This window comes from Winogradskyella pacifica, assembly GCF_003386275.1.
Lineage (GTDB): Bacteria > Bacteroidota > Bacteroidia > Flavobacteriales > Flavobacteriaceae > Winogradskyella > Winogradskyella pacifica.
Map to the genome: position 1 here is coordinate 134,032 of NZ_QREI01000005.1, position 21,224 is coordinate 155,255.

A 21,224-nucleotide genomic window follows, 5' to 3' on the forward strand; every position below is an offset into this window, starting at 1 on the left:
TGTTGAGGCTTTTTACTATCTAAAAACTTAATTATTATTGATTTTCGTTTGCAGGAATTGGAACCGCTATTGGCACTGAATCCGTTGTTCTATCGTTTGGCAATTCATTTAATCTATCAAATCGTCTCATGTCAACCCAACGATGTCCTTCACCAAACAAAGAATAGCGTCTTTGAAATAAAATTTCATCTTCTAATGCCTGTGGAGTTAAAGCACCACTATAGCTTCCTAAACCGGCCTCATTTCTAATAGCGTTAATTGCCATTACAGCTTCAGAGGGGTTACTTAGCATATTTGCTTCAGCATAAAGAAGTACTAATTCTTCATTTCTCATAATGGGTACCATATCAACATTAGATTGATAGATGAAAACATCATACTCCCCTATTAATCCAGTGGCTTCAACAGGATCATTTCTCAATACCACCTTATCAACTCGCGAATCTAAAGGAAGTGCATCGTCAACAAAACTTGAATGCGACACCCTAACATTAGATGTTTGATTTAAAGCTAAATAAAGTGGGTTTGGCGTATCAGCACCTGAAAGTGAAAATGTATGATAAACCCCATTATAGAAATCACCATTCATCTCCATAAAAGAATCCTCCAATAAACTTAATACGCTCGTATAATTTCCTCTATACGCTTCAACTCTTGCATTTAATCCTTTATTAAATTTTAAGAAATCACTAGGCGTATTAAAACCTGAGTACCCTGTAGTTAAATCAAAAGCAAAACTTCCTCCTGCATTGGCCAAATCAATGGCTGCAGCACTCAACAGGTCACTAATTGCTAGTAAAGCGTCTTCATAGGTAACAAATGGCCCTAGATTATCAGGATCTGATGTATCTATTCTCATTCCGTTTGTATACTGATTATTAGACACCATTAATAATTCATGTGCTTTAAGTGTATTTAAAACACCTTTAATACCAGCAATCTCTTCATCTGAAAAAATGTCGGTAGTGTTTTCAAGACCTTGAAGCGTTAGATTAACATCTTTAATCACAGCATACCTAGAGAGGTATGGACTGGTCGTATAAAACGTATTATTATCTAAATTTCCAGCAACAACATCCCCTTCAAATCTAGGGTCTGAACTTGTGAAATAATAATACTCTCTACCAAAAATACTCTGCACATCAACTTGATTATCTAATCTTGTCCGCATTGCCGACAATACACCAGTTACAGCCGATGGTAATTCTCCTCTTGACAAATCATCTGATATAGAATTTGTATTTGCTCCGTTTAAACTTTCGCCACCGTCAAGCTCACAAGACGTAAATACTGTGACACTTATAGCTAAAAGAATAATATAATATTTTTTTGATATTTTCATTTTTATAGATTTTTAATTTTAAAATTGAGCTGATAAATGGAACATATATCTCTTAGAAGACGGGAATGGCATCACATCTACACCTGTAGATAAACCAGTACCTCCGAAGTTAGACACCTCAGGATCATACCCATTATAGTCAAAAATGTTAATTAGATTATTACCAGATACGCCAATTTTTAAATTTGAGACGACTCCCTTAAATACTTGATCTATAGTTTTGGTTGGAAGACTGTAATACAATCCAATTTCACGTAATCTTAAATAAGTCGCATCCTCAACAAAAGGCCTAGCATTAGCAGCGAAAATACCATTGTTTACCCTGTATACCCCATTAGGAATTACGCCGTCAGGGTCAAGAGTAATATCATCATAATCGGCACTTGTTCCTCCAAAATCTGATAATAACGTAGATAAATTAATATTATCACCGCCTTTTTTCCAATGCCACAAGAATGATAACGTAAAGTTTTTATATTCAAACTTATTGTTAAACGTCATTTGAAAATCTGGTTCTGCATCACCTAAAACAGATACTGCTGTTCCTGGTCCGGTGGTACCAACGATTTGTGTTACACTCGCGCCTTCTTCAATTTGAAACTGACCTAAACTGTTTCCAAAACCACCTAAATTAAAGGTTGGCACATTTAGCTCTGTCATTTCAGACTCGTTCTTAAACCAGCTAATTCCCGAATCCCATCTAAAATCATCAGAATCAAAAGCTGTGACATTAATACCTATTTCAACACCTCTGTTTTCTAAGGTACCTGCATTTACCCATTCTGTACTAAAACCGGTTGAAGGAGCTATATTAGCCTGTAATAATAAATCGTCTACTGTTTTTTTATAATATGTAAATTCTAAAGACACTCTATTATTTAATAAACCGGCGTCAAACCCAACCTCTAGTTCTCCTTGTCTTTCAGGTGAAATATTAGGGTTTCCTCTCGTAATTGGTACTGATATACCAATATTACCATCAATAGCAGAACTAACATAAGTCGTATATAGTGACCCAAATGCGGCAAAAGTACCCGCTTCACCATAGGCGATACGTGGCTTAAACCTATTAATAACATTAGTATCACCCCAAAAATCGAAGTTGTGTAAGTTAACCGCTAAAGACGCTTTTGGATAGTAAAACAATTCATTAATATCCCCATTATTAGTGGATTTATCGCCTCTAATTCCCAATGTTCCTATGAGTTTATCTTGATAGTTTATTGATTCTTGAACATAAAAACCGAAATCTTCTTGTTCTAATCTAAACTGATTTACAGTTTGGTTTGATGCCTGATCTAGATTGGTTTCTGAAGCAATTAAATCCGTAGCAACAACTCTCACAACATTCTGCGAAAACTGTTCGTTTGTAATACCTGCTTGCGTTGTAAAACTCAGGTCGCTTTCAGTTGTATAATTGTGAACTAAAAAAGCAGAGTAATTTGCATTGGTGTTTGTTGTTGTTGAAAGTCCAGATACACCGTTTAAACCACCATTTTCTGGTAACATAAACTGTAACGATTTTGGAAAAATCACTGTTCCTGTTAACGTGTAGTGATCTGCACCAGCTTTAGCTACAAATTTTAAATCAGAATTCTCTCCCCTATATAAATTGACATCTAAGGTTCCACCCGTTATAAATCTTTGTGTAGATTCATTATTAGTCATTAAATCTCTAGTTTGAATCGGATTTGATGAATTGTTAGGATGTTCTGGGTAGTTACCGTTAGCATCTGGCAACAAATAATCCCAAGGACGTGTATTTGTTAAAGCAACTCCTATCGTTGCACCCGTATTATCATTATTAAAAAAGCCTCTATCAGCACTGGAATTAATATAGTTTGTAGTCACTGATAATTTAATATGGTCCGTAAAATTGTGGTCTGCGTTTAACCTCAAAGAGGTTTTATCATAGCCCGTTCTTTTAACAATACCATCTTCTTGATTTCGTGATAATCCAACATAGAATTTTGTTTTTTCAGAGCCACCAGACATACTTAAGCTAGTGTTACTAATAAATCCTTTTTCGCCGTACATCTCCTCTTCATAATCTCGCAAAGTTCCATTATTTAAAGCGGCTGTATATAAAGCACCTTCTCCGAAAGCACTTTCTGCTAACTCTGCAGTCCAATTTCTTTGTCCTTGTAAATTTATAACTTCATTAAACCCTATAGATTGAGAAAAATTTAATCTCGTTTTACCTGATTTTCCTTTTTTGGTAGTAATAATAATAACGCCGGCAGCACCACGAGACCCATATATTGCAGACGCAGATGCTCCTTTTAAGATTTCTATATTTTCAATATCATCTGGATTTATGTCAGCAATCCTATTTGTTGCATTATCTTGAGACGACGGATTTCCACCTGTTGCTGCACCTGAGACCGTATTTATACCACCCGACGCAATACTACTGTTATCAATATAAACACCATCAATAATATATAGTGGTTGCGAATTACCATTAATAGATGTAATACCTCTAAGCTTTACAGATAACCCACCACCTGGCGCACCAGAATTTGAAGTAACCAATGCTCCTGTAAATTTACCAGCTAAAGCACCATCTAAAGTTTGTGCAGGCGTAGTACCAGCCAAATCTTCTGAAGACAAGCTAGCAACACTATTGGCGGCATTCGTTCTTTTTACGGTAGATGCCAAACCAGATATAACAACTTCATCTAGGCCTGTGGCAGACTCTCGCATGCTAACGTTAACCACCTTAGCTTCATTTACACTAACTTCAACAGTTTCAAACCCTAAAGAAGAGAATACTAAAATCACAGGAAAATTTTCTACGTTAATACTGAAATTCCCATCAAAGTCCGTTACAGCTCCTGTAGCTGTTCCTTTAATAATAACATTAACACCAAGTAAAGGCATATTAGTTGTGCCTTCAACGACTTTTCCGGTAACTTGTTGGCCAAAGCTCAGCAACGGGATAAAAATAATTGAAAACAAAAGCACCTTTAAAGATAAAGTGTAGTTCATAATTTTTAATATTTAAAAGATTAGTCTTGTTAAATATCGTCATAATTAACGATTTAACAAAAATTTAGTATTAATATTATTAATTTCCTACTTTTAGACACAAATAAATACAACTATCCTAATTACCCGTAATACTAAACCTTCCGTTATCTTAATTTTATTAAAACCACCTTAATAATTAAACTTCTATTAAATAATTGGCAATAACAGATTTTAAATCTTTTAACTTATTAAATTTGCACCTTCAAAACACCATAACCTTTAAATATGGTGTAAACTATAGGATTTTATTATGTACAGAAGTCACAATTGTGGTGAATTAAGAGCATCACACAGTAATACAGAAGTTACACTTTCCGGTTGGGTTCAAGGTGTTCGCGATAAAGGATTTATGATTTATATCGATCTTAGAGATCGTTATGGTATCACACAACTCTATTTTGATGAAGAACGCACACCGAAAGCTATTATAGAAAAAGCGCAAAAGCTTGGACGCGAATTTGTAATTCAAGTAAAAGGAAACGTTATTGAACGTGCTTCTAAAAACCCAAATATTCCAACTGGGGATATTGAAGTTGTAGTTTCAGAATTAACCATCTTAAATAAAGCTTTAGTGCCTCCGTTTACTATCGAAGATAAAACGGATGGAGGAGACGACATAAGAATGAAATATCGCTATTTAGATATTCGTCGTAATCCGGTGAAAAACAGCTTAATTTTTAGAGCTAAAGTGGCTCAAGAAGTGAGAAACTATTTGTCCAATGATGGTTTTATTGAAGTTGAAACTCCATACTTAATCAAATCAACTCCAGAAGGAGCAAGAGATTTCGTAGTGCCTTCTCGTATGAATGAAGGTCAATTTTACGCACTTCCACAATCGCCTCAAACCTTTAAACAACTATTGATGGTTGGTGGCATGGATAAATACTATCAGATTGTAAAGTGTTTTAGAGATGAAGATTTACGTGCCGACAGACAACCAGAATTCACTCAAATTGATTGTGAAATGGCCTTTGTTGAGCAAGAAGATATTTTAAATGTTTTTGAAGGTTTAACACGTCATTTACTAAAAGAAGTGAATGGTGTTGAAGTTGAAAAATTCCCAAGAATGTTATACGACGACGCTATGCGTTTGTACGGAAACGATAAACCAGATATTAGATTTGGAATGGAGTTTGGCGAATTAAATGCTGTTACCCAACATAAAGAATTTGGTGTTTTTAATAATGCTGAATTGGTCGTTGGTATCGCAGTTCCTGGAGGAAACGCTTATACAAGAAAAGAAATTGATAAATTAATTGATTGGGTAAAGCGTCCACAAGTTGGTGCTTTAGGTATGATTTATTCGCGTTGCAATGACGATGGAAGTTTTAAATCTTCAGTAGATAAATTTTACGACCAAGACGATTTAGCAAAATGGGCAGAAGTCACTGGTGCAAAACCAGGAGACTTAGTTTGTGTTTTATCTGGCGATACCAATAAAGTAAGAGCGCAATTAAGTGCTCTACGTATGGAATTAGCAACACGTTTAGGATTAAGAGATCCTAAAGTATTTGCACCGTTATGGGTAATTGATTTCCCATTATTAGAATTAGATGAAGAAACAGGGCATTACCACGCGATGCACCACCCGTTCACGTCTCCTAAACCTGGACAAATAGAATTGTTAGATACTAACCCAGGCGATGTAAAAGCTAATGCTTACGATTTAGTATTAAACGGTAACGAAATTGGAGGAGGCTCTATTAGAATTCACGATAAAGCCACTCAAGCTATTATGCTAAAACATCTAGGTTTTTCTGATGAAGAGGCTAAAGCACAATTCGGATTCCTAATGGATGCTTTTGAATATGGAGCACCACCACATGGAGGTTTAGCTTTTGGGTTAGATAGACTGGTTGCCATTTTAGGAGGCCAAGAAACGATAAGAGATTTTATTGCGTTCCCTAAAAACAATTCTGGTCGGGATGTGATGATTGATGCGCCTGCACCAATTGATGATGATCAACTAAAAGAGTTGAGTTTAAAACTGAATTTAAAATCATAAAAAATATTAATCCTGCTTTTGGCAGGATTTTTTTATAGATTAATTTTATGCAAACAAAACATCCTATATTTAAAAGACTATTGATATGGCGAGCTAAGCATATCTCGCATAAGCAATTTGTATATCTATTAAGTATTTTAATTGGGTTTACGTCTGGAATTGGTGCTGTCGTTCTAAAAAATTTAACGCATTATATTCAACTTTTATTAGAAGGTAAATTGGTTCAATATTACCATCAAGCGTTTTACTTTTTGTTTCCTTTAATTGGATTGACTCTTGTTTATTTAATTATCAAATATGTGATTAGAGAAAAGGTAAGTCATGGTATTCCTTCAACATTACATGCCATTTCTAAACGTAAAGGCATCATAAAAGGCTATCAAATGTTTGGGTCTATTCTTACAGCTCCATTAACTGTTGGTTTTGGAGGTTCGGTAGGATTAGAAGGCCCTGCAGTTGCAACAGGAGCCGCAATTGGCTCCAACATTGCTCGGCTTTTTAGAATGAATCAAAAAACCAAAACCTTGCTAATTTGTTGCGCCGCAGCCGGAGCTTTATCTTCTATATTTAAAGCACCTATTGCCGCTATTATTTTTGCAATTGAAGTCTTCAGTTTAGATTTAACCATAGCCTCTATGCTACCTTTATTGTTAGCTTCTCTTTCGGCTATTATTACGTCCTATTTTTTCTCTGGAAACGATGTGATATTGCCTTTTAGAATTGAAGATACCTTCAGGATTTCTGATGTACCGTTTTATGCTTTTTTAGGAGTCTGCGCTGCATTTACCTCTATTTATTTTGCCGAAGTTTACGAGCGGATTCAAAAGCTTTTTGACAAACTAAACTCACCAATTAAAAAGCTTCTTGTTGGTGGTATTGCGATTGGTGTCCTTGTTTATTTTATTCCACCACTTTATGGTGAAGGTTTTGATGTGATTAATAATCTTATTGTTGGAAATCCTGAAAAGGCCTTAGTCAATAATTTTCTGAATTTAGATTTGACTAATATATGGATCGTTATTGCCCTTTTAGCTGGACTCGTATTCTTCAAAATTATTGCTAGTGCTTTAACTTTTGGAGCAGGTGGTGTTGGTGGAATTTTTGGACCAACGCTTTTTATGGGAAGTATTATGGGGAATTGCGTTGCTAAAGTCATTAATAATTGTGGGTTGTTTAGCACCCCTGTTTCTGAAAGCAATTTTACGCTTGTTGGGATGGCAGGCTTATTAGCTGGAGTTCTTCATGCTCCTTTAACTGCTATCTTTTTAATTGCAGAACTTACAGGCGGATATGACTTATTTATACCTTTAATGATTACTGCTGCAATTTCATTTGGGATAACAAAATACTTTGTTTCGTACTCTGTTTACACGATGGAATTAGCTCGCAAAGGCGAATTAATCACACACGATAAAGATCTTGCTGTTTTAACTTTAATGGACATAAACAAAGTTATAGAAACTAACTTTATTCATGTGACCACCAATATGACATTAGGTGAGATCATAAAAGAAGCGGTTATTAAATCGAATCGAAATATTTTTCCGGTAATAGATGAAGAAGACAATACTTTAAAAGGTATAATTTTATTAGATGATATTAGACCTATAATGTTTGACCAAACGTTATACGATAACGTATTTGCTATAGAAGTAATGCAAAAACCACCAGCAATCATCGACATTGAAAAAGATAAAATGACTGTAATTATGAAAAAATTTCAAGATAGTAGTGCTTGGAATTTGCCAGTAGTGAAAAATGGTACTTATATCGGATTTATTTCAAAATCAAAATTATTGACGGCATACCGGAGAGAATTAATTAATTTTACATCTTAACCTGAGTTAAGAAACCTTATAGTTAAGGTTTTGAATTACAAAACAATAGTACTAACAGGTTTTTTAATTTATGCCAACAAAAAACTTCATAAGACGATTACTGCTATTGCGATACAAATATATATCGCAAAAAAACTTCATTTATATTTTAAGTATTGCCGTTGGCTTATTAACTGGTATTGCTGCCGTAACTCTAAAAAACATTACATACGCCATTCAATCTGGCTTAGAAGAAGGCATTATATTTTCTCAAAACCAACTCTATTTTATCCTACCTGTTATTGGTTTGTTTTTGGTATTTCTATTAACAAAATATATGTTTAACCAGGGAATGACACCGTCTATTCCTCCATATATAAAACGTGCCATACCTTCACTACTCTATTCGTTGCTAAGACAGAAAGGACTTTTATCGTATAAACTTATTTATCATCCGTTAATAATGGCACCGTTAACCGTTGGATTTGGTGGGTCTGTTGGATTATTAGGACCTGCAATAACCTCTGGTTCTGCATTGAGTTCTAATTTAAGTCGAATTTTACATGTCGATAAAAAAACAAGGACACTTCTTATTGCCTGTGCGACTGCCGCTGCTGTGGCATCCATGTTTAAATCTCCTATTGCAGCGATTGTATTGGCTGTAGAAATTTTCAGTTTAGATCTTACGTTTGCATCCTTATTACCCTTATTAATTGCGTCTATATCTTCCGTTTTAACGTCTTATTTTTTCTTGGGAGATGAATTGCTTTTCAACTTTAATGTCACAGAAAAATTCAACCCAAGAGATACGGCTTTTTATATGCTTTTAGGATTAGGAACAGGTATAGCATCTATATATTTTACCAAAATGTATTTTGCTATCTATGCCTTTTTCGATCGATTTAAAACAAAGTTTACAAAGCTTCTGGTGGGTGGTATCGCCATTGGTATTATGTTATATTTTATTCCGCCACTTCATGGTGAAGGTTTAAGTTTTACCAAAGATTTATTTGAAGGCAACTATCTACACGCACTTGGCTCTAATCCGTTTGACAAATACACGGATAATATTTGGGTAGTTATTGTGTTACTCATCGGTTTTACCATATTTAAAGCTATTGCAATGACGACCACTTTTGCTGCTGGAGGTGTTGGTGGAGTTATTGTACCGACTATGGTAATGGGAAGTGCCTTGGGTAATGTTGTGGCTAAAATAATTAACAACATCGGATTTGGGCACCAAGTGTCTGAAGCCAACTTTACGCTAATTGGTATGGCCGGATTGATTGCTGGCGTGATCCATGCACCTTTAACTGCTATATTTTTAATTGCTGAAATTACAGGAGGTTATATTTTGTTTTTACCATTAATGATAACGGTTGCCATTTCATATATGATTACTAAGAATTATATGGAGCACACCATCTACACCAAAGAATTAGCCGAACGTGGAGATCTATTAACGCATGATAAAGATCAAAGTGTTCTAACCGTAATGACCTTAGATTCGGTGATAGAAAAAGATTTTATTGCTTTACATCCCGAAATGAGTTTAGGTGAAATGCTAAGAGAGGGAGTTTCAAAATCGAGTAGAAATTTATTTCCTGTTACGGATTCTAATGATATGTTTGTTGGTATTATTCTGTTAGATGATATCAGGTCTGTGATGTTTGATCAAAGTTTATATGAATCTACCACAGTTGAAACGTTTATGCATCAAGCACCCGATTATATTATATATGAAAAAGATGCCATGCATACCGTAATGAAAAAATTTCAAGATTCAAAAGCATGGAATCTACCTGTAATTAAAGACAATAAATATTACGGCTTTGTTTCAAAATCTAAACTATTAACGGCTTATCGCACCGAATTAATTAACTTTACATCCTAAATATTAATTGGTATTTTAGATAAATTCACTCAAATGAAACCCATAAAAATTATAACATTTATTCTCTTTTTAGCCTCATTTATCAGCATCGTTTGTGGCTTAACATTAGACTTAGAATATTCTGAAAAACTCATAGGCTTCGGAGTTCTAGGTTTATTTTTTATCGTTTTCCCATTGTTTTCTTATTACAGATGGAAAGATAAAGACATAAAAGAATATATGCTTACTAAAGAGAATCTTGATAAAATGCGTGAAAATCAACGCGATTTAAAAAAGTAATATAATAAATTTTAAGGCAAGAAAAAGGCTATTAAACAAAAACATTTTTTTAACATTCGATTTTTATTTTATCTTTGTACTTTAATTTTTATTTATATTATAATGACTGGAACAGTTAAATTTTTTAATGATTCAAAAGGATTTGGATTCATTACCAACGAAGAAACAGGAAAAGACATCTTCGTACATGTATCAAACCTTAATGGCGTAGAATTACGCGAAGGAGACACAGTAGAGTACGATGAAGAAGAAGGAAGAAAAGGATTAGTAGCTGCCAACGTGCAAGTACTATAAGTATATATCTTACAAGTTTCAACGCTCAACCAATGGTTGAGCGTTTTTTTTTGCTCATTTTTTTGGATGTTTAACGTAAGTCGTTTTAACAACCTACTGAAAAACAACAGGTAAGTCCGTTTTCGGGATCTTAGTAATATAATAAGGTTGCGTCATTACACTCGTCGCATTTCCGGTCGGACTAATGTACTTCACAACAACTAACGTGTTTTCTGAAGTTGTAGAAATATCTAACTCAATACTATTAGCACCAGTACTTTTTACATCGTTGAATATCGCAATAATGGTATATTCTGAAAAATCAATTTTAGTTTCTGTAAAACTCTCTGAAACATTGTTCACTTTATTCATTTGAGCCATTAATTGCTCCCAATCACTCTGATTTTCAATAATAGTGTTTTGCTTAGCTACACCTTCTTCTCCAGCACCGTAAAGATTCCCTTTGGCAATTAAAGTACGTTCTGAATGTTTCATTTTAGCATTATTTTTTTCGATTTTATTGCTTTTACAATTCAAAACAAATACTAAGGATAATAGTAGTAAGGCTTGTATTTTCATAATAAGTTCTTTTTAAAATTCTAAAATTTACTCAATTTAATTCAAATTACGCTTTTCAATAAAAAAGCGTTTCATTAATGCAGAAGCTTCTTCTGCTAAAATACCACTTACCACTTCTGTTTTAGGATGCAATTGCGTTCCCATAGTTTTAAAACCTCTTTGGTCGTCTGAAGCTCCATAAACTATTTTAGAAATCTGACTCCAATACAAGGCTCCTGCACACATTTGACAAGGTTCTAAGGTAACGTACAAGGTACATTTATTTAAATATTTACCACCTAAAAAATTAGCTGCAGATGTAATGGCTTGCATTTCGGCATGTGCTGTAACATCGTTTAATAATTCTGTAAGATTATGCGTTCTGGCAATGACTCTATCTTCTACTACAATTACCGCGCCAACAGGTATTTCACCTTTTTCATAAGCAGCCTCAGCTTCCTGAAGCGCTTTTCTCATAAAGTATGTATCGTCAAATGGGTTTATCATGGTTGTAAAAATACGATTTCAAAATTATTATAAATCATTGCGGCAAGAATTTTGATGTGTAAAAACAAAGCTTTTAGTCATGAAAAAACACTATTCTATTTCGATACCAAAACCTTGTCACGAAAATTGGGATAACATGATTCCTGAAGACAAAGGTAAATTTTGCCAATCATGTACTAAGTCAGTTATTGATTTTACCAAAATGCCACAACAAGAGATTCAAGATTATTTGGCCGTAAATACTGGTGAAAAAATTTGCGGACGTTTTAAGGTATCGCAATTAGAGCGAATTCGAATTGAAATTCCTCAACAAATCATTCAGCGACAAACGAGTTTTCATAAATCATTTCTTTTAGCCTTATTGATTACCATGGGAACGTCACTATTAAATTGTTCTGATGGAAATGGCAACACCAAGAAAATTGACACTGTTGAAGTAATTTCTACTCTAGAAGCTAAATCAATTCAAATCCCAGAGATTACAGCTTCTAAAATTATTATTGATTCTTCTAAAAATATAACCATCCCAAAACCACCAGATCCTGTTAAGGTACAGGTAAGTCCAATTCCTCCTATCATGGGAGATGTTATCGAAGTGATTGATGTTGTTGGTCTTATTGAACCTCCAAAACCAGATGAAGACATTGTTTTTGGACATATAATTGAAGACGATGCCGAATTTACAAACACACCAGATTCATTATCTAAATCAGAAAAGAAAGAATACCTATCTAAACACATTTCAAAAATCATTACCGACAATTTTAATATTGAAATTGCTAAAAAACTTGGTTTAAAAGGCAAACAACGCATTTTTACTCAGTTTAAGATAGATGTAAATGGAGATGTAATAGATATCAAAGTAAGAAAATCACCTCATACGGAATTAGAAAATGAAGTTAAAAGAGTGATTAAACTTCTACCAAAATTTAAACCTGCAAAACAACGCAACAAAAATGTAGCCGCTATTTACACTATACCAATAGTCTTTTTAATCGAAGACTAATAAAATCTCGTATTTTTACGATGTGAAAAATGAGCTTTTAAAACATATCAATCTTCCTGAAGATTTACGTCAACTCGCGCCCGAAGCCTTACCTCAACTTGCCCAAGAGTTGCGCCACTTTATTATTAATATCGTTGCCACAAAAGAAGGCCATTTAGGAGCTAGTTTAGGCGTAGTAGAACTAACTATTGCTTTGCATTATGTTTTTAACACACCAGAAGATCAACTTATTTGGGATGTTGGCCATCAAGCTTACGGACATAAAATCTTAACCGGAAGAAAAGACATTTTTGACACCAATAGACAACTTGGTGGCATAAGTGGTTTTCCAAAGCGCAGTGAAAGTGCGTATGATACTTTTGGTGTCGGACATTCATCAACCTCAATTTCGGCAGCTTTAGGAATGGCAATTGCATCACAGCTAAAAGGAGAAGACAAACACCATATTGCTGTTATAGGTGATGCCTCTATTGCTAGTGGAATGGCTTTTGAAGGCTTAAACCATGCTGGAGTTACAGATGCTAATTTACTCGTTATCTTAAACGATAATGCCATTGGTATAGATCCTAGTGTTGGTGCCTTAAAACAATATTTAACGAACGTAAAAAAAGGAACTGAGAAGCAAGACAATATTTTTGAAGCCTTAAACTTTAATTATTCTGGCCCTATTGATGGTCACGATTTACCCTTGCTCCTTTCAGAATTAAAACGACTAAAAACCGTTAAAGGCCCTAAGTTTTTACATATTATTACTACCAAAGGTAAAGGTTTAAAGCAAGCCGAATTAGACCAAGTAAAATACCACGCACCAGGAAAGTTTGATGCCAAAACAGGTGAACTTCCCATAAAATCTGAGTTGAAGCAACCTCCTAAATTTCAAGATGTATTTGGTGAGACGATTGTAGAATTGGCTTTAAAAAACGATAAAATTGTAGGTATTACTCCCGCAATGCCAACGGGTAGTTCGTTAAAATATATGATGGAAACGATTCCGGATCGTGCTTTTGATGTGGGTATTGCAGAACAACACGCCGTAACATTGGCTGCAGGAATGGCAACACAAGGTCTCATTCCATTTTGTAATATCTATTCCACCTTTTTACAACGTGCTTACGATCAAATCATACACGACGTGGCTTTACAGAATTTACCCGTTATTTTTTGTTTGGATCGTGCCGGATTGGTAGGTGAAGATGGAGCAACGCATCATGGCGTTTTCGATTTAGCCTATCTTAATTGTATTCCTAATCTGGTGATTTTCTCGCCAAGAGATGCCATAGCACTTAGAAACATAATGTATACGGTACAATTAGGTATTGATTTCCCTATAGCTATTCGTTATCCAAGAGGTCGAGGCCATTTATTAGACTGGAAAAAACCGTTTAAAGCTATTGAAATAGGAAAAGGTCTATGTCTAAAAACAGGAACCCAAATTGCGATACTATCTATTGGTACTATTGCTAAAACAATTACAGATGCTATTAATGCTTTAGATGAAAAAGACGCAATTAGTCATTATGATATGCAATTTGTAAAACCTTTGGATGAACGCTTATTGCATGCAGTATTTAAACAACATAAAGCGATAATTACCATTGAAGACGGTACTATCGTCGGTGGTTTTGGCAGTACAATCCTAGCATTTGCTAACAAGAATAATTATTCTCAAAAAATCACAATCTTAGGTATTGAAGATCAATTTATTGAACATGGCACTACAGACCAATTAATGCAGTTACAGAAACTAGATGTAACATCTATTAGAAAAGAAATTAAAGATTTAATCCTCAGTATCAATAATGGCTAAGTCCGATGTATTGTCAATCTGCTCAGTATGAATAGAATCATAAGTTGTTTGCTCTAAACCTTCGCTTGAAATATCGTCTAACATCAGTAAACACGTTACTACAACTAAAAAAATGACAAGTCCTCCGAGTATATTATTTTTCATAAGTAGGTAGGTTAATGGGTTGATTATGAAGTAAATTAAAACAATATATCGTTCAAAAACAAATTTATTCGATGAAATGCATACTTATAGTATTTGACCTTGAATTTTTTTATGCAATAACATCGCATTAGTGTCCGATAATTTGGAAACATAAAGGCATACCGCTAATAGGTTTTCGTACAATGACTTAGTACTAAGTTGTACCGTTTCTGGCAAAGTACTGCGTAATAACTCATCATAATTAGACATATTTTCTTCATAACAATGCTGTGCCATTTTTCCAAAAGATTCTAATAATTGATTCAAGATTTTATAACCTGCAATTTCTTTATTAATAACCTCTTTAGAGCGGTACACATTTTTGATACTTATATTAATAATGTCTTTTATCTGTGCTTTATACTGACTAACATCTAATAAAGCCGTTTCAAATTCACCTGCCAAAATAGCTTCTTCATGCTTCATAAACAGTGTCGCCGCTTCATCAATTAATCTACCGATGGCTAATGCTCGTAAATAGCTTACACGATCTTCGGTTGTTTTTAAGGCGTGATAATTTTCAGTTTTTATACTACCTCTAACTAAATTAATTAAGTACTCTAAGGCGTATTCTTCTTCAATTAAACCCAGATTTATACCATCTTCAAAATCAATTATTGTATAACAGATATCATCAGCAGCTTCTACTAAAAAGGCTAAAGGATGGCGTTGATAGCTGGCATGCTTATTACTTCGTTTTGCTAAACCTAATTCTGAAGCTATGGTTTCGAACATTGCTTTTTCACTCTGAAAAAACCCATATTTTTTATCTACAATATGGTTGGTTGGCTTTTTAGGTAACGATTCTTTAGCATACTTTGTAAAAGCACCAAGAGTTGCGTAACTTAACCTTAAACCGCCTTCTCTACCCTCTCTACTTTCCGTAAGAATTTTAAATCCATTAGCATTTCCTTCAAAATCGCACAAATCTTGATACTCTTTTTCAGTTAAGTGCTTTTTAAATTCGGCACCTTGTCCTTCTTTAAAATAAGCGCCAATCGCTTTTTCTCCAGAATGTCCAAATGGTGGATTTCCGATATCGTGTGCTAAAGCAGCTGCAGCCACAATGGCACCAAAATCATTCATTTTATAACCATGAACATTTTCTAATTGCGGGTGCTTCTTTAATAATAACTGTCCTACTTTTCGTCCTAAAGACCGTCCTACCACACTAACTTCTAAACTATGTGTTAAGCGTGTATGGACAAAATCGGTTTTAGATAAAGGCACCACTTGTGTTTTATCTTGTAGCCCTCTAAATTCTGAAGAAAATATAATACGGTCATAATCAACCTCAAAACCCAAACGGGTTTCATCTTGTTCTTTTCTTAATCTTTTATTGGTATCGCCAAAGCGCTTTAAAGAGAGTAGTTGTTCCCAGTTCATAGTTTAATTCTTATAAGATGCAAGATAAATAAATTGGTATACAATTGATTATATTATGCCTAGTTAGATAAAACAAATTTCAATGTTAGCTAATTGTTTCCTTAATATAAATTGTCTTAATACTAAGCTAACACTCCACTAACCTTTTCATTACAAACCTTTAATTTTCAATTAACCTACAAGTTAGTTAATCATGTTTTCTTTGCGGCATAACATTTAATGAACAAAAACAAAATGAAAACAACTAAAAACTTATTTTTCTTACTTGCATTTTCTCTTATCGCATTTAACTGTAGTAGTGATGATGATAACACTACTGATGATGATGGAGGAAACACTAATGACTTGATTCAGAAATCAGGTATTTTGACAGAAGATGAAACATGGACATCAAACAACATTTATCAATTAAATGGAAAAGTTGTTGTAAACGATGGTGTTACTTTAACAATTGAAGCTGGTACTATTATTAAAGGTGCTGAAGGCCAAGAGTCATTAGCTTCTGCTTTAGTTGTTGATCAAGGAGGAAAAGTTATGGCAGAAGGTACTGCTAGCAACCCAATTATAATGACTTCTATTTTAGATAATATTACTGTTGGACAAACAGCAGGAACAAACTTAAACCAAGCTGATACTGGTTACTGGGGAGGATTAATCATCTTAGGTCGTGCTCCAATCTCTGTTAGTGGAGATGTTGAAACTGCACAAATTGAAGGGATACCAGCTACGGAGCCTTATGGACAGTACGGAGGAACAATCTCAAATGATAACTCTGGTGTTTACAAATATATCTCTGTAAGACATGGTGGTATTACTATTGGAGACGGTAATGAAATTAATGGTATCACAATGGGTGGTGTTGGTAATGGAACTACTATGGAAAACTTAGAAGTAGTAGCGAACCAAGATGACGGTTTTGAGTGGTTTGGTGGTACTGTAAATGGAACTAACTTTATCACTTGGGCACATGGTGATGATGGTTTAGATGCTGACCAATCTTGGTCTGGTACAATGACTAACGCAGTTGTTATCCAAACTTCAGAATCAGGTTCTCCTTTAGAATTAGATGGCCCTGAAGGATCTGCGGCAACTGAAGCGGGTTACACTTTTAATAACATTACGTTAATAGGTGATGCAGCAACAAGTCACTTTACAGATTGTAGAGATGGTTTAATTGCTAACTTAAACAATATCTTAGTATACAACTTTGGTGCAACTTCTGACATCAGATTTAACGACGAGGATACTCAAACTGAATTAGCTGCAGATAGATTAACGTTTTCAAATTGGGAAATTGTTTTACCTACAGGAGTTGCTCTTGCTGACATCATTGATGGAGCTAATGGAAACGAAGCTAAATTCTCAGATAACGTTACAACTATTGAAAATTCTGCTGCTGCAACAGTTGGAGCAAATACAACAGTATTTGGTTGGACTTATGCAGCGTCTCAAAACGCATTCTAAATTATCAAACATAAATCTCAAAATGTCCGGAAATTACTTTCGGACATTTTGTATATTTTAAAATCATATTAAAATGATTAAATCTATATCTCTTTTTTTTGCAATCTTATTATCCTTTTCTTTCTCAGCAGCACAGCAAACCGGAACTGTAACAGGTAAAATTTTTGACGGTGAGTTTAACGATGTACTTCCTTTTGCTAACGTCGTAATTCAAAATACCGCTACAGGAACCACTACAGATTTTGATGGTGAATATAAATTAGCATTAGATGAAGGCACTTATACCTTAGTGTTTTCATTTGTTGGTTATGAAACAAAAGCTATTACAGATGTAAAAATTGAAGCTAATAAAGTTTTAGAACTCAATGTGACATTAAATCCATCGTCGTCTGCATTAAGCGAGGTTGTAATTACAACTTCCGCACGTAGAAACACGGAAGAGTCCGTTTTAAATCTTCAACGTAATTCTGCGGTTTTACTCGATGGCCTTTCTATAGAAAGCATCAAAAAAGCAGGTGCAAGTGATATTGCTTCTGCTATTATAAGTGTACCAGGTGTTTCTGTACAAGGAGGTAAATATGTATATGTTAGAGGTTTAGGAGACCGTTACACTAAGTCTATTTTAAATGGGATGGACATCCCAGGGCTTGATCCTGACAAGAATACGATTCAGATGGATATATTTCCAACCAATATTTTAGAAAACATAATAGTTATAAAATCTGGATCTGCTGATCTACCTGCAGATTTCACAGGAGGTGTTGTAGATATCATCACTAAAGATTTTCCATCACAAAAAGCGATGAGCTTTTCGCTTTCTACGAGTTACAATCCAGACATGTCGTTTAATTCTAACTATGTGACTTATGAAGGTAGCGGAACAGATTTTCTAGGTTTTGATAGTGGAGATAGAAATTTACCTATTACACCTACAACCTCAACACCTAACCCTGCCTCTTCAAATAATAGTAGCTTAGAAGGCATTACACGTTCATTTAATAGTACTTTAGCTACTGAACGAAAAACTAGCTTACCAAATTTTAGCTTAGGATTTAATTACGGAAATCAATTTGATATAGGTGACAATAGATTGGGTTTAATTGCTTCTATTAATTACAAAAATGAAACCTTATTTTATGAAGGTTTTGAAAATGGAGTTTACCAAAAAAATGAAGATCGTGATATCAATGAGCTTAGATTTGACCGTAGACAAACTGGTGACTTAGGCGAAAACAATGTGTTATTAAGTGGATTGGTAGGTTTATCTTTTAAAACAGATAACTCTAAATACAACTTTAATGTGTTGCATATACAAAATGGAGAAAGTAGAGCTGCATTATTTAACCAAGTAACCCAAATCTCAAATGCTATTACTGTTGATAAGGATAACTTAGAATATACGCAACGCTCTTTAACCAACTTTTTATTTGGAGGACATCATAGTCTTGCAGAAAATGATTTTATTATAGACTGGAAAGTATCACCAAGTTTTAGCCGCGTTTACGATAAAGACGTAAGATTAACGACATTTATTTTAAATAATGATGGCACCACAAATATTAGCTCTGACGCTGGATTTCCACAACGTTTATGGAGAGACTTAGAAGAATTTAATGTTACAAGTAAAGTTGATTTCACAAAAAAATACGACTTATTTAGTAACCAAGCCTCACTTAAATTTGGTGCTTTAGCAAGTTATAAGAAACGTAATTATGATATTTATAAATACGAAGTTGCTTTTAGAAGTGTAAATACTTCAAGCTTTAACGGAGATCCTAATGCTATTTTAGACCCTAGCAATATTTGGACCCCTGAAACCAATACTGGTTCTTATATCCGTGGAAACTTTGAGCCAGCCAACTCTTACGAGTCTATACAAAATACAGCCGCTGTATATGTATCTAACGAATTCAAAATTATAGATAAATTAAGATCTATAGTTGGTGTTCGAGCAGAATACTTTACAACATTATTCACAGGACAGAACAATTCAGGAACTGAAGTTTTCGATAATGAACAAACTATTGAAGAATTAGATTTGTTCCCTTCTGCAAACTTTATCTATGAAGCTAATGAAAAGTCTAATATCCGTTTATCGTATTTCCGTACCGTAGCTAGACCAAGTTTTAAGGAGTCTTCAGTAGTGCAAATTCCTGATTTATTGACAGGAATTATCTTTTTAGGTAATATTGATTTACAACCGTCTTATATTAACAACTTTGATATAAGATATGAGTTCTTCGGTGAAAAAGCACAAATGTTCGCAGTTAGTGGGTTTTACAAAAAGTTTAAAGACCCTATTGAATTAGTTGCATTCTCATTTGCAGCACCTAATCAGTTTACACCAAGAAACTCTCCAGAGGCACAAGTACTCGGATTAGAATTTGAAGGTCGTAAAAACTTTAATTTCATTGCTGAATCTTTATCTGATTTAAGTTTAAACGTCAATGTTTCAATTATTAAATCTGAAATTGAAATGGCGAAAGGGGAAGGACAAGAGTATGAATCTAGGCAGCAATTTGCAAGAAATGGAGAAACTATAGATGATACTCGTGAGTTACAAGGGCAATCCCCATTTTTAGTAAATGTCGGTCTTAACTACAACAACTCTGAATCTGGTTTTGAAACTGGTCTTTTCTATAATGTTCAAGGAAAAACGTTAGAAGTTGTTGGTTTTGGTAAAAATCCTGATGTGTATACCCAATCTTTCAACAGTTTAAATTTTAATCTATCCAAGAGCTTTGGAAAAGACAACCGCTCTAAACTTAGTTTAAAAATAGATAATATTCTTAACGATGATAGATTAAGTCAATATGAATCTTATGGTGATATTAGCGCTGACTTTTCTTCAAGAAATCCTGGTACGACATTTAGCTTAGGCTATAGTATGAATTTATAGGAACACATTAAATGTTATATACAAAAAGAGCTGTAATTCAATATTACAGCTCTTTTTATTTCGTATACTTATCTAGTTGATTTAATCTCTAGAGACTAAGGTTCTATCATTAGACCATTCAACCACACTTACAATAGCGTTGTCTCTATAATCTACTTCTTTTAGCGAATCACCTTTCCAAAAGAACCACTTTCCAACTTTTTTACCAGCATCATATGTTGCAACGGCTAATTTATTGCCTTCCACATCAAAACTCGTCCATTTACCTTGCAGTTTACCATTGGCATCAAAAGCACCAGTTTGCTGTATTTCACCGTTATCATGAAAATATGTAGCGATTAACAAATCACCTTTCTTTTCTAATTGAGGCTTATTTTTATTTTGAGCATATGTGAACCCTACACTCAACATTACTAATATTATGACTATCTTTTTCATATCTATTTGGCTTTAATTCATACTTGTCTTACGAATATAGCACTTATTTTACATTTAGACAATATTCTCATAACATTAAGTTAACATTGAAACCGTAGTTAGCTGATTTATAACTATGTAGACATTTCCTTAAAATTCACACATTAGACAATTAATGAAATACAGCGTTAAAACAATGCCATACAGCTTAACCGACATATCACTAATCAACCACAATAGCGCTTATTCAAAACAAAAACTCAAATGCTTTCAAATTAGATGACGCTAAAAACTGGTTGACTTCCAAAATCATTTATTAGTTGGATATCACTTTTAATAATAACATTTAGATAA

15 protein-coding genes are annotated in these 21,224 nt (G+C 34.1%); 9 read left to right on the forward strand and 6 right to left on the reverse strand.

Features of this window, described 5'->3' with window-relative positions:
- Positions 1 to 34: 34 nt before the first annotated feature.
- Together DFQ09_RS11775 and DFQ09_RS11780 are read right to left on the reverse strand one after the other, a co-directional pair.
- Positions 35 to 1,342: a RagB/SusD family nutrient uptake outer membrane protein gene (locus tag DFQ09_RS11775; RefSeq protein WP_115810566.1), complete on the reverse strand. Its 1,308-nt coding sequence runs from the start codon at positions 1,340 to 1,342 to the stop codon at positions 35 to 37.
- A gap of 18 nt (positions 1,343 to 1,360) precedes the next feature.
- Entirely contained in the window at positions 1,361 to 4,333 is a 2,973-nt protein-coding gene (locus DFQ09_RS11780) for a SusC/RagA family TonB-linked outer membrane protein (RefSeq protein WP_115810568.1), read from the reverse strand.
- A gap of 292 nt (positions 4,334 to 4,625) precedes the next feature.
- Here DFQ09_RS11780 and aspS point away from each other — a divergent pair, with 292 nt between their 5' ends.
- The 5 genes from aspS to DFQ09_RS11805 all read left to right on the forward strand — a co-directional run bounded on the left by aspS (position 4,626) and on the right by DFQ09_RS11805 (position 10,664).
- On the forward strand, positions 4,626 to 6,380 hold the full coding sequence (gene aspS, locus DFQ09_RS11785; protein ID WP_115810570.1) for an aspartate--tRNA ligase: 1,755 nt from the start codon (positions 4,626 to 4,628) through the stop codon (positions 6,378 to 6,380).
- A 47-nt stretch (positions 6,381 to 6,427) separates the two neighbouring features.
- Positions 6,428 to 8,218, forward strand: a complete 1,791-nt coding sequence (locus DFQ09_RS11790) for a chloride channel protein (RefSeq protein WP_115810572.1) — start codon at positions 6,428 to 6,430, stop codon at positions 8,216 to 8,218.
- Between the two features lie 70 nt (positions 8,219 to 8,288).
- On the forward strand, positions 8,289 to 10,091 hold the full coding sequence (locus DFQ09_RS11795) for a chloride channel protein (RefSeq protein ID WP_115810574.1): 1,803 nt from the start codon (positions 8,289 to 8,291) through the stop codon (positions 10,089 to 10,091).
- Positions 10,092 to 10,124: 33 nt separating this feature from the next.
- Positions 10,125 to 10,370, forward strand: coding sequence for a hypothetical protein (locus DFQ09_RS11800; RefSeq protein WP_115810576.1), 246 nt, complete (start codon positions 10,125 to 10,127; stop codon positions 10,368 to 10,370).
- Positions 10,371 to 10,472: 102 nt separating this feature from the next.
- Entirely contained in the window at positions 10,473 to 10,664 is a 192-nt protein-coding gene (locus DFQ09_RS11805; RefSeq protein WP_020898101.1) for a cold-shock protein, read from the forward strand.
- A 93-nt stretch (positions 10,665 to 10,757) separates the two neighbouring features.
- On the opposite strand, the gene DFQ09_RS11810 is transcribed toward DFQ09_RS11805, so the two are convergent.
- Together DFQ09_RS11810 and DFQ09_RS11815 are read right to left on the reverse strand one after the other, a co-directional pair.
- The gene (locus DFQ09_RS11810) at positions 10,758 to 11,222 is read right to left on the reverse strand and encodes a protease complex subunit PrcB family protein (RefSeq protein WP_115810578.1); all 465 of its coding nucleotides are present in this window, start codon (positions 11,220 to 11,222) and stop codon (positions 10,758 to 10,760) included.
- Positions 11,223 to 11,258: 36 nt separating this feature from the next.
- Entirely contained in the window at positions 11,259 to 11,708 is a 450-nt protein-coding gene (locus tag DFQ09_RS11815; RefSeq protein ID WP_115810580.1) for a nucleoside deaminase, read from the reverse strand.
- A 79-nt stretch (positions 11,709 to 11,787) separates the two neighbouring features.
- Between DFQ09_RS11815 and DFQ09_RS11820 the strand changes: the two genes are divergently transcribed.
- Both DFQ09_RS11820 and DFQ09_RS11825 read left to right on the forward strand, forming a co-directional pair.
- A complete protein-coding gene (locus tag DFQ09_RS11820; protein WP_115810582.1) occupies positions 11,788 to 12,714 on the forward strand; it encodes an energy transducer TonB in 927 nt (308 codons plus the stop codon).
- A 22-nt stretch (positions 12,715 to 12,736) separates the two neighbouring features.
- Positions 12,737 to 14,521 carry a 1-deoxy-D-xylulose-5-phosphate synthase gene (locus tag DFQ09_RS11825; protein WP_115810584.1) on the forward strand — a complete coding sequence of 595 codons (1,785 nt, stop codon included), beginning with the start codon at positions 12,737 to 12,739 and terminating at the stop codon, positions 14,519 to 14,521.
- 228 nt (positions 14,522 to 14,749) lie between these two features.
- Here DFQ09_RS11825 and dgt read toward each other — a convergent pair whose 3' ends face one another.
- Complete coding sequence (gene dgt / locus DFQ09_RS11830; RefSeq protein WP_115810586.1) at positions 14,750 to 16,090, reverse strand: dGTP triphosphohydrolase; 1,341 nt, start codon at positions 16,088 to 16,090, stop codon at positions 14,750 to 14,752.
- Positions 16,091 to 16,324: 234 nt separating this feature from the next.
- Here dgt and DFQ09_RS11835 point away from each other — a divergent pair, with 234 nt between their 5' ends.
- Entirely contained in the window at positions 16,325 to 17,554 is a 1,230-nt protein-coding gene (locus DFQ09_RS11835; RefSeq protein WP_115810903.1) for a hypothetical protein, read from the forward strand.
- Positions 17,555 to 17,627: 73 nt separating this feature from the next.
- Entirely contained in the window at positions 17,628 to 20,453 is a 2,826-nt protein-coding gene (locus DFQ09_RS11840; protein WP_115810588.1) for a TonB-dependent receptor, read from the forward strand.
- An 81-nt stretch (positions 20,454 to 20,534) separates the two neighbouring features.
- Here DFQ09_RS11840 and DFQ09_RS11845 read toward each other — a convergent pair whose 3' ends face one another.
- Positions 20,535 to 20,891 (reverse strand): toxin-antitoxin system YwqK family antitoxin, encoded by a 357-nt coding sequence (locus tag DFQ09_RS11845; RefSeq protein WP_115810590.1) that lies wholly within the window; start codon positions 20,889 to 20,891, stop codon positions 20,535 to 20,537.
- Positions 20,892 to 21,224: the final 333 nt, after the last annotated feature.

What these genes read in the sequence shown, in the direction of transcription:
- DFQ09_RS11775 (WP_115810566.1), bottom strand. Translation starts at nt 1,342, where the DNA reads ATGAAAATATCAAAAAAATATTATATTATTCTTTTAGCTATAAGTGTC.
- DFQ09_RS11780 (WP_115810568.1), bottom strand. Translation starts at nt 4,333, where the DNA reads ATGAACTACACTTTATCTTTAAAGGTGCTTTTGTTTTCAATTATTTTT.
- aspS (WP_115810570.1), top strand. Translation starts at nt 4,626, where the DNA reads ATGTACAGAAGTCACAATTGTGGTGAATTAAGAGCATCACACAGTAAT.
- DFQ09_RS11790 (WP_115810572.1), top strand. Translation starts at nt 6,428, where the DNA reads ATGCAAACAAAACATCCTATATTTAAAAGACTATTGATATGGCGAGCT.
- DFQ09_RS11795 (WP_115810574.1), top strand. Translation starts at nt 8,289, where the DNA reads ATGCCAACAAAAAACTTCATAAGACGATTACTGCTATTGCGATACAAA.
- DFQ09_RS11800 (WP_115810576.1), top strand. Translation starts at nt 10,125, where the DNA reads ATGAAACCCATAAAAATTATAACATTTATTCTCTTTTTAGCCTCATTT.
- DFQ09_RS11805 (WP_020898101.1), top strand. Translation starts at nt 10,473, where the DNA reads ATGACTGGAACAGTTAAATTTTTTAATGATTCAAAAGGATTTGGATTC.
- DFQ09_RS11810 (WP_115810578.1), bottom strand. Translation starts at nt 11,222, where the DNA reads ATGAAAATACAAGCCTTACTACTATTATCCTTAGTATTTGTTTTGAAT.
- DFQ09_RS11815 (WP_115810580.1), bottom strand. Translation starts at nt 11,708, where the DNA reads ATGATAAACCCATTTGACGATACATACTTTATGAGAAAAGCGCTTCAG.
- DFQ09_RS11820 (WP_115810582.1), top strand. Translation starts at nt 11,788, where the DNA reads ATGAAAAAACACTATTCTATTTCGATACCAAAACCTTGTCACGAAAAT.
- dgt (WP_115810586.1), bottom strand. Translation starts at nt 16,090, where the DNA reads ATGAACTGGGAACAACTACTCTCTTTAAAGCGCTTTGGCGATACCAAT.
- DFQ09_RS11835 (WP_115810903.1), top strand. Translation starts at nt 16,325, where the DNA reads ATGAAAACAACTAAAAACTTATTTTTCTTACTTGCATTTTCTCTTATC.
- DFQ09_RS11840 (WP_115810588.1), top strand. Translation starts at nt 17,628, where the DNA reads ATGATTAAATCTATATCTCTTTTTTTTGCAATCTTATTATCCTTTTCT.
- DFQ09_RS11845 (WP_115810590.1), bottom strand. Translation starts at nt 20,891, where the DNA reads ATGAAAAAGATAGTCATAATATTAGTAATGTTGAGTGTAGGGTTCACA.